Annotated in this window: 14 protein-coding genes; 11 read left to right on the top strand and 3 right to left on the bottom strand. The window is 71.5% G+C overall.

Translation table 11 applies throughout. The features are described 5' to 3' along the window. Nucleotides 1–28: 28 nt before the first annotated feature. Together DEI96_RS17660 and DEI96_RS17655 are read left to right on the top strand one after the other, a co-directional pair. A complete protein-coding gene (locus tag DEI96_RS17660; RefSeq protein ID WP_228516464.1) occupies nt 29–589 on the top strand; it encodes an MOSC domain-containing protein in 561 nt (186 codons plus the stop codon). After that, complete coding sequence (locus tag DEI96_RS17655; RefSeq protein ID WP_111025047.1) at nt 589–1557, top strand: NAD-dependent epimerase/dehydratase family protein; 969 nt, start codon at nt 589–591, stop codon at nt 1555–1557. Before DEI96_RS17660 ends, DEI96_RS17655 begins: the two co-directional genes overlap by 1 nt. 23 nt (nt 1558–1580) lie before the next feature. Here the strand turns inward: DEI96_RS17655 and DEI96_RS17650 are convergent, their stop codons facing one another. Continuing rightward, on the bottom strand, nt 1581–2027 hold the full coding sequence (locus tag DEI96_RS17650) for a MarR family winged helix-turn-helix transcriptional regulator (protein ID WP_181440613.1): 447 nt from the start codon (nt 2025–2027) through the stop codon (nt 1581–1583). Between the two features lie 176 nt (nt 2028–2203). Here DEI96_RS17650 and DEI96_RS17645 point away from each other — a divergent pair, with 176 nt between their 5' ends. From DEI96_RS17645 to DEI96_RS17630, 4 genes are all read left to right on the top strand, one after another. Beyond that, the gene (locus DEI96_RS17645) at nt 2204–2857 is read left to right on the top strand and encodes a COG1361 family protein (RefSeq protein ID WP_027466885.1); all 654 of its coding nucleotides are present in this window, start codon (nt 2204–2206) and stop codon (nt 2855–2857) included. Nucleotides 2858–3027: 170 nt separating this feature from the next. Continuing rightward, nucleotides 3028–3912, top strand: coding sequence for a S26 family signal peptidase (locus DEI96_RS17640; protein WP_111023472.1), 885 nt, complete (start codon nt 3028–3030; stop codon nt 3910–3912). Beyond that, entirely contained in the window at nt 3909–4763 is an 855-nt protein-coding gene (locus tag DEI96_RS17635; protein ID WP_111023469.1) for a LamG domain-containing protein, read from the top strand. The genes DEI96_RS17640 and DEI96_RS17635 overlap by 4 nt, the downstream gene beginning before the upstream one ends. A gap of 230 nt (nt 4764–4993) precedes the next feature. After that, a complete protein-coding gene (locus tag DEI96_RS17630) occupies nt 4994–5563 on the top strand; it encodes a manganese efflux pump MntP (RefSeq protein WP_111023466.1) in 570 nt (189 codons plus the stop codon). An 82-nt stretch (nt 5564–5645) separates the two neighbouring features. Here the strand turns inward: DEI96_RS17630 and DEI96_RS17625 are convergent, their stop codons facing one another. Continuing rightward, nucleotides 5646–5978 carry a DUF4190 domain-containing protein gene (locus DEI96_RS17625; RefSeq protein ID WP_111023464.1) on the bottom strand — a complete coding sequence of 111 codons (333 nt, stop codon included), beginning with the start codon at nt 5976–5978 and terminating at the stop codon, nt 5646–5648. Between the two features lie 97 nt (nt 5979–6075). After that, nucleotides 6076–7479 carry a hypothetical protein gene (locus DEI96_RS17620; RefSeq protein ID WP_111023461.1) on the bottom strand — a complete coding sequence of 468 codons (1404 nt, stop codon included), beginning with the start codon at nt 7477–7479 and terminating at the stop codon, nt 6076–6078. A 138-nt stretch (nt 7480–7617) separates the two neighbouring features. Here DEI96_RS17620 and DEI96_RS17615 point away from each other — a divergent pair, with 138 nt between their 5' ends. The 5 genes from DEI96_RS17615 (at nt 7618) to DEI96_RS17595 (ending at nt 12416) form a co-directional block, all read left to right on the top strand. Further along, entirely contained in the window at nt 7618–8334 is a 717-nt protein-coding gene (locus DEI96_RS17615; RefSeq protein ID WP_111023458.1) for an SDR family NAD(P)-dependent oxidoreductase, read from the top strand. A gap of 97 nt (nt 8335–8431) precedes the next feature. Continuing rightward, nucleotides 8432–9124, top strand: a complete 693-nt coding sequence (locus DEI96_RS17610) for a DUF6766 family protein (RefSeq protein ID WP_258372830.1) — start codon at nt 8432–8434, stop codon at nt 9122–9124. 129 nt (nt 9125–9253) lie between these two features. Beyond that, nucleotides 9254–10597: a sensor histidine kinase gene (locus tag DEI96_RS17605; protein WP_111023455.1), complete on the top strand. Its 1344-nt coding sequence runs from the start codon at nt 9254–9256 to the stop codon at nt 10595–10597. After that, entirely contained in the window at nt 10594–11238 is a 645-nt protein-coding gene (locus DEI96_RS17600) for a response regulator transcription factor (protein ID WP_071248572.1), read from the top strand. Before DEI96_RS17605 ends, DEI96_RS17600 begins: the two co-directional genes overlap by 4 nt. A 137-nt stretch (nt 11239–11375) precedes the next feature. Next, nucleotides 11376–12416: a LacI family DNA-binding transcriptional regulator gene (locus tag DEI96_RS17595; protein WP_228516462.1), complete on the top strand. Its 1041-nt coding sequence runs from the start codon at nt 11376–11378 to the stop codon at nt 12414–12416. Nucleotides 12417–12503 lie beyond the last annotated feature (87 nt).

Genomic DNA, 12503 nt, shown 5'->3' with positions numbered 1-12503 from the left:
ACCGTGACCATGGGGCAGAATCGGCCCCATGAGCGGGGACGACATGGACCAGCCGCGCGTGGTCGCGGTGAGCAAGGACGGCGAGCACCGGTTCAGCAAGCCGTTGGTCGACGCGGTGACGCTCGTGGCGGGGTGGGGCATCGAGGGGGATGCCCACGCCGGCACGACCGTGCAGCACCGCTCCCGGGTCGCTCGTGACCCCTCCCAGCCGAACCTGCGCCAGGTCCACCTGCTGCACGCCGAGCTGTTCGACGAGGTCGCCGAAGCCGGGTTCAGCGTCGAACCGGGACAGATGGGCGAGAACGTCACGACCAGTGGCATCGACCTGCTCGGGCTGCCCGAGGGAGCAGTGCTGCACCTCGGCGACGACGCCTCCGTGCAGGTCACGGGCCTGCGGAACCCGTGCCAGCAGATCAACGGCTTCGAGCCGGGGCTGCTCCGTGCCGTGTTGGGGCGCGCCGAGGACGGCACGGTCGAGCGCAAGGGCGGGGTGATGAGCGTCGTGCTCACCGGTGGCACGGTTCGGCCGGGCGATCGCATCCGGGTCGAGCTCCCCGACGGCGAACGACGACCCCTCCAGCCAGTCTGATGACCGAGCGCGTGCGACGCGTCCTGGTACTCGGCGGAACCGGTTGGCTCGGACGGACGATCGTCGACGAGCTGTTGGCCGAGGGCGCCGACGTCACCTGCCTCGCCCGGGGCAGCACCGGCAGCGTTCCGGAGGGAGCGCGCTTCGTCCAGGCGGATCGAGCCCTGGCCGGCGCGTACGAACAGGCCAGCGGGAACTGGGACGAGGTCATCGAGCTCGCCAGCGCCCCCGAACTCGTCGCCCCGGCGCTCGACGCCCTCGCCGACCGGGCCGCGCACTGGACCCTGGTGTCCACGGTCTCGGTGTACGCGGACAACGACGAACCGGGCGCCGACGAGTCCGCTCGGCTGGTGGAGCCGAAGGACCCGTCCGAGTACGCCGACGCGAAGGTCCTCGCCGAGCGCATGACGCGGCTCCGGCTCGGGTCACGGCTGCTCATCGCACGCCCGGGGCTGATCGTCGGCCCTGGCGACCCGAGTGACCGGTTCGGGTACTGGCCGGCACGCTTCGACCGCGGTGGGCCGGTGCTGGTGCCGACGACGGCGGAGCGGTTCGTCCAGGTGATCGACGTTGCGGACCTCGCCGCTTGGATCGTCCGTGCCGGGCGCGAGGGGTTCGTCGGCACGGTCAACGCCGTGGGCGCTCCGGTGCCGATGCAGGAGTTCTTCCGCTGCGTGGCCGAGGTCACCGGCTTCGACGACGAGCTGGTCACGGTCGACGACGACGTCCTGCTTGCACACGACGTGGCCTACTGGGCCGGACCGCGATCACTCCCCCTGTGGATCCCGGTGTCGGAGGGCGGGTTCGCACAGCGCTCCACCGTGGCGTTCAGGGACGCCGGCGGAGGGACCCGACCCCTCCGGGACACCGTGGTGCGGGTGCTCGAGCACGAGCGTGCCCGCGGGACGGATCGGGAACGCCGTGCCGGCCTCACGTCGACAGAGGAACGGGCGATCCACACCAGGTAGATGCGCGGTCCCCACGAGCGAGATCAGGACGCGGCGGCAGCCTGTTCGTACAGACTCGTCGCCAGGTCGTTGAGCACCTCGTGCAGTTCGCCCTTGTGCGCCCCGTCGACGGTCCGGAGCATCGCTGCGTACCGCTCCTGGTAGTCCGACACGACGACATGGCCCGGGGGCAGCAACCGCAGCAGTGAGCCTCGGCGATCGGCCGGGTTCGGTGCGCGCTCGAGTAGGCCGGCGGTGCTCATCCGGTCGATCATGTTCGTCACCGCGCCCGAGGTGAGCCCCAGGTACCCGGCGACCTCGGTCGGCGTGGAGTACCCGGTGTCACTGATGAGCACGAGCGCTCGCAACGCGTTCTCGTGGACGCCCGCACGGGCGCTGAGCTGACTCACCAGGCTCGCGTTCGCACGCACGACGGCGGTGAACGCGGCCATGAGATCGGCGGCGTCGTCGTCGTTCGGTGCTGCTGCCACGAGGGCCCTCTTCCGTGTCGGGTACCGGGGGGACAAGAGGCGTCCCCCGCACTGGGGTGAGTATACGAGTGGTCAACTTGGTGAATCACTGACTATCTTAACCATTGAAGCAAAACAGCCCGAATGCCTTGCTTCCCCCGACTTCCTGCAACCACCACCGAACGAAGAGGTACCCCGTGTCCACCAAGCTCCGCACCTCCGCACTGAAGCGGATCCGCTTCGCCCCCGTGGCGCTCCTCGCGGGTATCTTCGCCGCCGTCCTGCTCTCCCTCTCGCTCACCGGCACCCTCTCCGGGTTCGCCGCGAGCATCACCAACAGCAGCAACACTGCTGGCAGCGGCACGCTGATCATGCAGGAGCAGAACGCCGGCGCGACCGTCACCTGCCTCAGCACCGACGGCGGCTCGGTCTCGACGAACTCCGCGACCTGCTCGACGATCAACAAGTTCGGCGGCAGCACGACGATGACCCCGGGCAACACGGTCAACACCGCGATCTCGATCAAGAACACCGGCACCGCGAACGCCAGCACCTTCACGCTGAACCCGGGCGCCACCTGCACCCAGTCGGCCAACGGTTCGGCCAACGGCACCGCGACCGACCTCTGCGCCAAGATGAACCTCGTCGTCACCTCCGGTTCGACCACGGTGTTCAGCGGCACCCTCGCCAGCTTCAAGGGTGCGGCGGCGTCGGCCTTCACGATGCCGCAGGCCCCGGCCGCCGGTGCGAGCGTCCCGTTCAACTTCGCGGTGACCCTGGACTCCTCGGCCGGCAACACCTACCAGGGCCTCGCCGCCTCGGTCCCGATGACCTGGACCTTCACGGCCTGATCCAGCCTGATCCGGCCTGATCCGCCCCCCATCACCCCTCCCCCAGACCGGCGACGCTCGGCCGACCCCCCTCCGGCCGAGCGTCGCCACCCCAGCAAGACCACACGACCAGCACGACCAGCACGACCAGCCCCACCACCGCCCCACCCCGACCTCCCGGAGCAGCGCCCATGAGCCAGACCGCAGCGATCCCGCTCAGCGGCATGCTCGACCGCCCGGTCCTCCGCGGCCGTCAGGTCACCCGCTCCGAGACGGTCCTCGCCTGGTCGGTCGCCGCGATCGCCGCACTGCTCCTCACCGCCGCCGTCCTGTTCCTCTCCGCCGGCGGCCGCTGGTTCGTCGTCGAGACCCCCTCGATGGGCGAAGCCGCCCCCGTCGGCACCCTCGTGCTCGACCTGCCGGTGGACGTCGCCACGCTCAGCGTCGGCGACATCGTCTCGTTCGAGACCTCCGCCAACCCGGACGTCGTCTACACCCACCGCATCGTCTCGATCGACGCGGACGGCGGCATCCACACCCGCGGTGACGTCAACGGCGCGACCGACCCGTGGACGCTCACCCAGGCAGACGTGATCGGCACCCCCGCGCTCCTTGTCCCCCGCATCGGCTGGCTGCTCCGCGCCGCCCCGGTCCTGCTCATCGGCACGCTGATCATCCTGACCCTGACCAGCGCGTTCACCGACCGGGTGACCCGCACGTGCCTGCGGATCGCGGGCAGCGCCCTCACCGTCTCCTACGCGGCGTTCGTGTTCAAGCCGTTCGTCAACGTGACGACGATCACGAACACCTCGAGCCCGACCGGCGTCGAGGCCACCGTGATCTCGTCGGGGATCTTCCCGGTCCGCGTCGATGCCCACGGCGGCAACAGCGTCCACCTGGTCGACGGCGAGATGGGCAAGGTCGTCATCCACGAGCTGACGAAGAACGGGCACTACCAGCTCATGTCGAACATCGACCTCGACCCCCTGGGTTGGGTCGCCCTGTTCGCCGTCTGCCTCGTGCCACTCGTGGCGTGCCTGGCAGTCGGCCGCGTCGAGGCGGTGCGTCCCTCGTGATCCTCCGTCGCCTGCGCGATGGTCGCGTCGTCGCCGTCCTGCTCGTGGTCGCGCTGGCCGTCGTCGTCCTGCTGAACCAGTTCGCCCCGACCCGCTCGGCGTACACCGCCCGCGTGACCAACAGCGCGAACACGGCGGCGACCGCCCCGTACTTCACGTGCACGGGTGCCGTCGGCGCGGACACCGCGAACGCCCTGTTCGCCTACCGCCTGACCGAGGCCTCGGGTTCGCGGACGGCCACCGACTGGTCGGGTCGCGGCGCGAACGGCACCTACCAGGGCACCATGACCGCGACCACGCCGAGCCCGAACGCCTGCCCCCGCGACAGCGGGAGCGCGTACGCGCTCAACGGCTCGACGAGCTACGTCTCCACCCCGCGCTCCTCCGCCAACCCCACGACCTTCAGCGAGGAGGTCTGGTTCCGCACCACGGTCGCCGGCGGCATGCTCATCGGCTTCGGCAGCAGCCAGACCGGAGCGTCGAGCCAGCACGACCGGAAGCTCTACCTGACCACCAGCGGGCAGCTCGCGTTCGGCACGTACAACGGCGCCACGCAGGTCCTCACCTCGCCGAAGGCCTACACCGACGGCGCCTGGCACCACACGGTGGCGACGATGTCGCCCACCAACGGCATGCGCCTGTACGTCGACGGCACGCTCGTGACGGCGAACGCGGCCTTCAAGAGCCCCGAGAACTTCACCGGGTACTTCCGCGTCGGCTACGACGTCGTCAGCGGGTGGCCGGGTGCCACGAACAACCCGTACTTCACCGGGTCGATGCGGTACGCCGCCGTCTACGGCACCGAACTGACGGCCAGCCAGGTGGCCGCGCACGCGGCCGCCGGTTCCTGACGCACTGACTGCCGGCCTGGAGGCGCACCGCGGCCCCGCCACGGGCCTCCAGTCCGTCTCCTGGTCGCGTCGAGAACGTGGGCCGGGTTGGCGGGCCGGGCCCACCAACCCGCGGATTCGGGGCGACGAATCCCGCTGATCAGGCCTTTTCGTGCCCGGGACCGTGCCAGGATCGTCAGGTCCTGAGACGTCGGAGTCTCCATCCGACCGTCTCGAAAGGCGCCACCCCCATGTCGTTCTGGGCCCTCTTCCTCATCGCGCTCGGCGTCTCCGCGGACGCCTTCGCCGTCGCCCTCGGCAAGGGCCTGCACATGAAGCGCGTCGACGTGCGGCACGCGATCGTGATCGCGCTGACGTTCGGGGTGTTCCAGGCGGTGATGCCGTTGCTCGGCTGGCTGCTCGGGTCGGCGTTCGCGCAGTACATCGCGGCCTTCGACCACTGGGTCGCGTTCGGGCTGCTCGCGCTGATCGGCGGGAAGATGCTGTGGGAGGCGTTCTCGAAGCACGAGGACACCGAGCAGGACACCGATCGGCTGCCGGTCCGCGAGCTCCTCGTACTGGCGGTCGCGACCAGCATCGACGCCCTGGCGGTGGGCGTCACCCTGGCGTTCCTGCCCGTCTCGATCGGCGGCGCGGTGCTGCTCATCGGGATCACCACCGCGGTGCTGTCGTTCGTCGGGGTCCTGGTCGGTCGCCGTGTCGGTGCCCGATTCGGCAAGCCGGCGGAGATCGCGGGTGGTGTCGTCCTGATCCTGATCGGTCTGAACATCGTGCTGGAGCACACCGGCGTCCTCGGCTGAGGCCACGGTCCGGAACCAGCCCCAGACAGACCGGAGGCCCGTGGCGAGCTGCCACGGGCCTCCGGTCTGGTGCTGGTGGGTGTCAGTAGCTGCCCATGCTGCCCGCCGGAGCGTTCGCGACGACAACGATCAGGAAGATGACCCAGATGATGCCGAGCACGAGCGACAGGGCGCTGATGATGATGCCGGCGAGGGCCAGACCGCGGCCGCGCTCCCCGGTCTTCTTGATCTGCGAGAGCGCGATGATCGACACCACGAGGCCTGCGATGTTCACCACGAAGGCCAGGACGAACCCGACGATCGCCATGACGTTGAAGCGGTCGGACGACGGCTGCATCGGAGCGCCGTAGGGCTGCCCGCCGGCGGCGTAGGGGTTCGGGTTCTGCTGGTTGTACTGGGGCGTGCCGTCACTCATGGCGCCGCGTCCTCTCTGATCAGGGGGATGTCTACACAGGAAACGTACAGGACCAGCGGGCCGCACGGGGCGGTGGGATCAGGCAGGACGGCACCCGTCAGATGTCGAGCACCCCGTCCACCGCGTCCGACCGGTCAGCGATGTGGCCGGTGGCGATCTCCTCCTCCAGGTGCACCGTGACGTAGGTCCAGTCCTCCACGTGCCCGGCGTCGTCGAACACCCGGTAGCGCCGACGGAGCCGCAGGTACGGCACGGCGCGGTGCTCGAACGACACCACGAGCTCGGTCGCCGGCCACTCGCCCTCGACGGTGACCTCGACGGCTCGGTAGTCGCTCGCCGACCGCCGGGGTTCGGGGTGGTCGCGGGTCCACAGGATGCCGGGCTGGTCGAGCGCCTCGAACACGCCCACGAGGTCCGCGACCGCGCGCTCCCGTGCGGCAGCGTCCAGGTCGTGCAGCGGCCAGTGCGCGCCCTCGACGTCGGTCAGGTCGAACTGCTCCGTCCACGGAGCGCGGGCTGCTTCCAGACGCTCCTGTTCGTCCTCCCACGACGTCTCGTCCTCGTCGCTCGCGGCACGGGACGGCAGGTCATCGGTGGTGACGACGCTGGGCAGGCCGACAGCGACGTCGAGGTCGACCTCCCGAGCGTCGTAGTGGTAGGTCAATCCGCCCGTCGGATCGGGCGTGCGCCGGGGTCCGGTGGGCATGTACCGGATGGTGAGGACCGAGCCGGTACGGCGGACGTCCTCGACCAGGTGGTCGACGGCGATCGTCGTCCGGCTGCCGTCGGTCCGGACGAGCACCAGTTCAGTCGACGGGGTCGGCAGGGGCGGCGCGGGATCGACCGGTGGTCCCGATCGGCGAGGGAAGTCGTCCTGGTCGTCGGCGTCGGATCCGGCACTCCAGAAGAAGCGGGGGCCGTCATCGTCGTCGTCGTCCAGCAGCTCGGGCTCGTCGTCCTCCGGCTCCTCGCCGGCAGCCAGCGCCGCCGCCCACTCCTCCGGTGACGGCCAGAACGGCTCCGACGGCGCCCAGGGCAGGGTCTCCGGGTCGACGCCGTCGAGCGGGTCGTCCGAGTCCTCGTCGTCACCACCCGGATCCTCGAGGCCCTCGTCCTCGGAGTCCTCGTCCTCACCCATCCACATCGACGCGTCACGTGGGTCGCCGATCCACAGCCCCTCGACGTCCGCCCCGAGCACCCGTCGATCACCGAGGTCGACGGCACACGTCACCCCGGTCGGCGTGACGTGCACGGCGGTCCGGGACATCTCGTCGAGGTCGTCGCCCACCTCCTCGCGCGATCCGTAGACGACCCAGGCGCCCTCGTCGGTCGCGAGGACCCCGACCTCGTCGACCGCACCGTCCGGCAACGGGGCGTCCGGCCACGTCACCCACCGCACGTCGTCGCCCGTGACGATCGCCGCGACCGGTCGCGTGGCGTCCGGCACGATCGTCGCGTCACCGACGCCGACGGCGTCGATCGGCTCGAGGAAGCTGCTCATGCAGCGACCGTACCGCGGCCCTGTGGCCGGGCCGTGAACAGCCGGGAGGCCCGTGGCGGGCCCGCACCGCGCCTCCCGTCCGCCCGTTCCCGGTCCACCTGCCGGACCCGCCGCAGCGGTCGGGCGCATGATGGGCGGATGGCACGCATCCTCGTCACCGGATCCACCGACGGCCTCGGGCGGGGAACCGCCGACTCGCTGCTCCGCAGCGGGCACGACGTCGTCGTCCACGCGCGCAACACGGCCCGCGCCGAGGCGGTCGCCGACCTGGTGGAGCGCGGCGCCGAACTCGTCGTCGCCGACCTGGCGGACCGCGACGCCGTGATCGCCACCGCCCGGGAACTCGACGCCGGCACCCCGCTCGACGCCGTCGTGCACAACGCCGGGGTGGGCCGCTCCCTGGTGCCGGTCAACGTCGTGGCGCCGTACCTGTTCACCGCGTTGCTGCGCTCGCCGGAGCGGCACGTGTACCTGAGCAGCGGGATGCACCGGGGCGGCCGCCCGCGCCTGGACACCGTCGACTGGACCGGCGCGTCGGAGACGAACTCGTACTCCGACACGAAGCTGTTCGTGACGGCGCTCGCCGCCGAGGTGCCGCTCCGACGCCCGGGCGTGCTGAGCAACGCCGTCGACCCGGGCTGGGTGGCGACCAAGATGGGCGGGGCCGGCGCTCCGGACGACTTCGAGCTCGGACACCGCACGCAGGAGACGCTCGCGACCGACCCGAACCAAACCGTGACGGGCGGTTACTGGTTCCACGGGGAGCGGCAGGAACCGCACCCGGCGGTGGCCGACCAGCGGTTCCGCACCGAACTGCTCGACACGCTCGCCGACGCCACCGGCATCACGCTCTGAGTCGCTGACGGAACCGCCGCGACCGGTCGGGTGCTCCTGCGAAGGCGTTCGTCGCGCCCGGACGAGGATGGCGTCGACACGACGAACGGAGGACCCGGTGACCCTCGGCCTGCACAACGGATCGAGCGGGTGGCAGCGCGTGCGACGGCACGGCCTGCTCCTCGCGAACGTCGCCGTCTTCGTCGTGTGCTTCGTCGGCATGGTGTTCGCCGGGTGGCGGGTGTCCGCGGCGGACGCCCTCCAGCACAGCGAGGCGGCCGTGTCGCTCTGGGGCTTCCTGACGAGCGGCGACTTCGCCGAGGCGACCTTCGAGAACTGGGAGAGCGAGTTCCTGCAGATGGGCGCGTACATCGTCTTCACGGTGTTCCTGTTCCAGAAGGGGTCGAGCGAGTCCGAGCCCCTGGATGAACAGAGCCCGCAGGACGAGGACCCCCGGGAGCACGCCGACGACCCGAAGGCCCCGTGGCCGGTGCGCCGGGGCGGGATCGTGCTCGTGCTGTACGAGAACTCCCTGCTGATCCTGTTCGCGGTGCTGTTCCTCGGCAGTGTCGTGGGGCACGTGATCGGTGGCGCTGCGGCCTACAACGAGGAGCAGCTCGAGCACGGCGACAGCGTGGTCTCGGGGTGGGGCTACCTGGGCACGAGCCAGTTCTGGTTCGAGTCGATGCAGAACTGGCAGTCGGAGTTCCTGGTCATCTCGGTGATGGTGATCGCCACCGTGTCCCTGCGGCAACGAGGGTCGAGCCAGTCGAAGCCCGTGGCCGCGCCGACGGAGCAGACCGGCGCCTGAGCCGACCCGGCTGACGACGATCGCGGGGTTTCCCCACCGACCACGGGGGGCAGCACCGGTGTGCGGGCGGACCCCCGCGGCGAGGCTGGTGTCGGGCAATAAGCTCGTCACCGACACGAAGAGGTCCGCATGTACACCGCCGTCGCCACCCCGGGCGCCCCCACCACCGTCCCCCGGTTCCGACCGTTCCGAGCCGTCACCGACGGCAGCACCTGGCGGGCCTTCGCGTTCCACGCCGCGCACCTGCCGATCGCGATCGCCGCGCTGGCCTGGTTCGTCGTGGTGCTGGCCGTCGGCATCCCGGTGTCGCTGACCTGGGTCGGCCTGGTCGTCGCCGCGTTCCTGCTCGGTGGGTCGCACTGGTTCGCCGCGCTCACCCGCCGGATGTCCGCCGCGCTGCTCGGGCACGTCGTGGTCGCCCCGGCACCGCCCCCTGCAGGTTCGACGCCGCTCGGCACCGCGTTCGCCCGGCTGTCGGACGGCCCGACCTGGCGGGCGTTCGCGTACCTGCTCGCGGGGTTCGTGCTGACCACGACCACGTTCGCCGTCTCGACCGCTGTGCTCGTGAGTGGCCTGGGCGCGATGACCCACGCGGCGTGGGGGCACTTCCTGCCGGCGCAGCGGGGCGCGGACGGCGAGCTCCACAGCGGTGCGCAGTTCCTCGGCGTGTACGTCGACACCCCGCCGCTGCAGGTCGCGTTCGCGGTGCTGGGCCTGCTCATCGTGCTGTTCCTCTGGCCCGCGGTGAACCACGGGCTCGCGGCACTGCAGCGTGTGGTCATCCGCGCCCTGCTCGGTGCCACCGCCCGCGACCTGCGGCTCCGCCAGGTCACGGCTTCGCGCGACGCCGCCGTGCTCGACGCCGACACCACCCTGCGCCGCATCGAGCGGGAGCTGCACGACGGCACCCAGGCCCGGCTCGTCGGCCTGGCGATGACCCTCGGCGACGCCCGCGACCGCCTGCAGACCGGCGCCGACCCGGACGCGGTCACCGCACTGGTCGACCGGGCGCACGCGTCGACCAAGGAGGCCCTGGTCGAGCTCCGCGCCCTGGCCCGCGGCATCCACCCGCCCGTTCTCGACGAGGGGCTCGAGGCCGCGCTGACCTCGGCGTGCTCCCGGACCCCGTTCCCCGTCGCGCTGTCGGTGGACCTGCCCGTCCGACCGTCCCGCGTCGTCGAGGGCATCGCGTACTTCGGGGTGCTCGAGCTGCTGACGAACGTGTCGAAGCACGCCGGAGCCTCGGCCACCGCCGTCCGGGTCGGCATGCTCGGCACCGACCTGCTCGTCGAGGTCGAGGACGACGGCCACGGCGGGGCCCACGTCGCGCTCGGCACCCCCGACGGTCACGGCACCGGCCTGGCCGGGGTGCTCGAACGGCTGCGCGCCGTCGACGGTGACCTGCAGGTGGACAGCCCCGCCGGCGGCCCGACCCGCATCCGGATGCGCATGCCGAGCGGAGCCGAACGGTGAGGATCGTCGTCGCCGACGACAACACGATCGTGCGCGAGGGGCTGACGTCCCTGCTGCGCGGCCGCGGGCACGAGGTCGTGCCGGTGTCGGACGGCGACGCCGCGGTGGCCGCCGTCGCGCACGGCGCGGTCGACGTCGTGGTGATGGACATCCGGATGCCGCCGACCCACACCGACGAGGGCGTCCGCGCGGCCATGCGGGTGAAGGACGTCCGGCCCGACGTCGGGGTGCTCCTGTTCTCGCAGTACGCCGAGGCGCAGTGGGCGCGGGCGCTGCTCGACGTCGCCACGGTCGGCGTCGGGTACCTGCTGAAGGACCAGGTCGCCGAGGTCGGCACCTTCATCGACTCACTGCACCAGGTCGCAGCGGGCAACGTGGTGCTCGACCCCGAGGTGGCGGCCGCACTGGTCCAGGCGCCGCGTGCCACGAGCGGTCCGCTCGACTCGCTGACCGCCCGCGAGACCGACGTGCTGCGCCTGATGGCCGAGGGCCGGTCCAACGCCGCGATCGCGGACACGCTGTTCCTGTCCGGCGGGACCGTCGAGAAGCACGTCACCGCCGTCTTCACCAAGCTCGGGCTCGAGGCGACGCCGAACGAGAACCGGCGGGTGCTCGCGGTCCTGCGGTTCCTGGCGGACTGAGCGGGGCCCTGGACGGGCCGACCGAGCGTGGACGGGAGGCCCGTGGCGGGCCCGCCACGGGCCTCCCGTCCGGTCCGCACCACGCTGGTGCGGTAGGTTCCTGCCGAACGCAGTCCGCACGTGAGAGGGGGCGCCCGATGGCGCAGGGGCACCGCTCTCCGCCCACGATGAGCGACGTCGCCGCCGTGGCGGGTGTCTCGAAGAAGACCGTCTCGAACGTGCTGTCCGGCTACGAACACGTCTCCGTCCGCACGCGCGACCGTGTGATGGCCGCCGTCGACGAGCTCGGCTACGAACTCAACGTCTCGGCCCGGAACTTCCGCGCCGGACGCTCCAAGGTGCTCGGGCTCGCGGTGCCGGAACTGCGGCAGGCGTACTTCGCCGAACTCGCCGACGCCGTCATCCGCGCTGCCGGAGCCGTGGGCTACACGGTGCTCATCGAGCAGACCGCGAGCGGCGTGCGCGAGGCGGACGCGATCACCCGGATGCGCGAGCACTCCATCGACGGCATCATCTACAGCCCGCTGACCGTCCGGCCGAGCGATGCCGCCGCGCTCGAGGTGAAGTTCCCCCTGGTCGTGCTCGGTGAGCCGATCCCGGACGCCCCCGTGCCGTTCATCGCGATGTCGAACGCGGACGCGCTGCGGGACGCGACCGCGCATCTGCTCGACGCCGGTCGTCGGTCGATCGCGTTCATCGGCTCCGACCCGTCGGGACCCGTGCGGACGGCGCAGGAGCGACTGCGGGGCTACCGCGAGGCACTCGACGACCACGGCCTGCCGTTCGCGCCCGAGCGGGTGGTGCCGACCGCGCTGTGGCACCGGGCCGAGGGAGCGGCGGCTGCACGGCAGCTCCTCGACGCCGGCGTGCCGGTCGACGGGATCGTCTGCTGCAACGACGCGCTGGCGCTCGGGGCGATGAGCGCCCTGCAGCTCGCGGGCCGGACCGTGCCGGACGACGTCGCGGTCGTCGGGTTCGACGACATCGAGGAGTCGGCGTACTCGACCCCGGCGCTGACCACGGTGTCGGCCGACCTGGACCGCGTCGCGGCGACGGCGGTCGGGGTGCTCGTCGCCCAGCTCGAGGAGGGCGCCCCGGCGACACCGGGGGTGCTGCGCTCCCCGCACGCACTCGTCGTCCGGGCGTCGTCCGGACCGTTGCGTCCGGTTGCTGCCTGACCCGTTGACCACGGGTGCTCCCCGACCCCTTGACCGGGCGGTCGAGCACCGGCTACTGTCCACATTTACACCGGTGTAAATCCGGCA

This window comes from Curtobacterium sp. MCLR17_031 (assembly GCF_003234775.2).
In the GTDB taxonomy this organism is placed as follows: domain Bacteria; phylum Actinomycetota; class Actinomycetes; order Actinomycetales; family Microbacteriaceae; genus Curtobacterium; species Curtobacterium flaccumfaciens.
This window is presented reverse-complemented; position numbering and strand designations above follow the sequence as displayed.

Excerpts from the sequence above, each read along its gene's own strand:
- DEI96_RS17660 (WP_228516464.1), top strand. The coding sequence starts at position 29 with ATGAGCGGGGACGACATGGACCAGCCGCGCGTGGTCGCGGTGAGCAAG.
- DEI96_RS17655 (WP_111025047.1), top strand. The coding sequence starts at position 589 with ATGACCGAGCGCGTGCGACGCGTCCTGGTACTCGGCGGAACCGGTTGG.
- DEI96_RS17640 (WP_111023472.1), top strand. The coding sequence starts at position 3,028 with ATGAGCCAGACCGCAGCGATCCCGCTCAGCGGCATGCTCGACCGCCCG.
- DEI96_RS17630 (WP_111023466.1), top strand. The coding sequence starts at position 4,994 with ATGTCGTTCTGGGCCCTCTTCCTCATCGCGCTCGGCGTCTCCGCGGAC.
- DEI96_RS17625 (WP_111023464.1), bottom strand. The coding sequence starts at position 5,978 with ATGAGTGACGGCACGCCCCAGTACAACCAGCAGAACCCGAACCCCTAC.
- DEI96_RS17620 (WP_111023461.1), bottom strand. The coding sequence starts at position 7,479 with ATGAGCAGCTTCCTCGAGCCGATCGACGCCGTCGGCGTCGGTGACGCG.
- DEI96_RS17615 (WP_111023458.1), top strand. The coding sequence starts at position 7,618 with ATGGCACGCATCCTCGTCACCGGATCCACCGACGGCCTCGGGCGGGGA.
- DEI96_RS17605 (WP_111023455.1), top strand. The coding sequence starts at position 9,254 with ATGTACACCGCCGTCGCCACCCCGGGCGCCCCCACCACCGTCCCCCGG.
- DEI96_RS17595 (WP_228516462.1), top strand. The coding sequence starts at position 11,376 with ATGGCGCAGGGGCACCGCTCTCCGCCCACGATGAGCGACGTCGCCGCC.